Source organism: Metabacillus niabensis (assembly GCF_902829255.1).
Lineage (GTDB): Bacteria > Bacillota > Bacilli > Bacillales > Bacillaceae > Metabacillus > Metabacillus niabensis.
This window is the reverse complement of sequence record NZ_CADEPK010000157.1, coordinates 1-1,279: the sequence shown is the minus strand read 5'-3', so window position 1 is coordinate 1,279 and position 1,279 is coordinate 1. Positions and strand designations below refer to the sequence as shown.

Below are 1,279 nucleotides of genomic sequence, written 5' to 3'. Positions count from 1 at the left end.
ACATTTATATTAATGTTATTAGGTATTCTTTTTGAAGAAATATTATTTCGTTTTGCTTCTATAAATGTCTCGTCCCCTATACAGATAACTTGTTTTTCGTTGTAGAATGAGTCCCCGCAATTTAATAATGTGTTTACGTAATCATTGAATAGGTTAACAGATAAATGAGTTGGAAAGATAATGGTGTCATAATTAGTCTCTTCAACCAATCTTCTATATATTTGGTCAAATCGGCTATCTATTGCAACTCGATGTGTTGCATATAATTCACCATTTATAGCATCCTTGTTCTCTCCAATGATTAACATATTTTCATGACTATTTATCCTATCTAGCCCTGTAGCTATAAATCCTCTTTTCGTTAATTTAACTAATATTTCCTCGTTTATGCCTTCTAATTACGATATTATTGTCATCGATGAAGCCCAAATGCTTGCAGATAGGAATACTAATTTCAATAATGTGGAATTGACTTCAAAAAACATAAAGCGATTTACAGAAAATCTCTAGTAAGGTGAATATAAAAAGCAGCATGTACGAAGTGACTTGAACCTCGAACATGCTACTTTTAGGAAGAAGAATCTTTAAGCTTTATTTAAAAATGCGTAATTATTGTCAATACATAAAGACAACCCCATTAAAGACTAAACGTACTTTTTAAATTCCAAAGCTACATCCACTTTTACTCTTTGCTTAATGATTCACGGTTTGCAGCTTTTGGTGGTTGCTCCATCCAGCCTTGGTCAATCATTATATTTGCTCCATCCTCGACATATTTGCCAATATCCATTATAAAACGACCATACATAGCACCTATATCTCGTCTGCCATTTAATGATAAAGCATTTGCATATGTTCTAATTTTCATCGAAAACATATCAATTTTATGACTTAGCATGAGCTTATCTGAAAATGGTGAAATGGTTGATGTCGTTACTAAATGGTCTAAAATCGGTGGTGATGGTAAATTGTCCTTATGAAGTTGTTCAGAGCTATGCTTAATATGTTTAGATGTTATTTCTCTTCCTCTCTGTAAATACTGACGGACCTTTTCGCTTTCTGCTACTTGACTAAATCCGATAAGTAATGCTCTACTTGCTACGTTACTATCAAGGTTATCATAAAGATGGGCAATTTCTAATGCGTGTAGGGAACGCACATTGCCAAAAAAGCCATTTAAATAATTTTGCTTTTTAATAAAATCGACTTTTTCCATTACTGGAATAACTGGTGGTTTCGATAATAGTCCTTTCTTCATTAAGACACTATCTATATCAAC

Annotated in this window: 1 protein-coding gene and 1 pseudogene; both read right to left on the bottom strand. The window is 32.7% G+C overall.

Features of this window, described 5'->3' with window-relative positions:
• Positions 1-308, bottom strand: a pseudogene (locus HU235_RS24885) (hypothetical protein); the annotation flags it as partial.
• Positions 309-682: 374 nt separating this feature from the next.
• A partial coding sequence (locus HU235_RS12080; protein ID WP_174880367.1) for a DUF3231 family protein occupies positions 683-1,279 on the bottom strand: 597 nt, incomplete at its 5' end.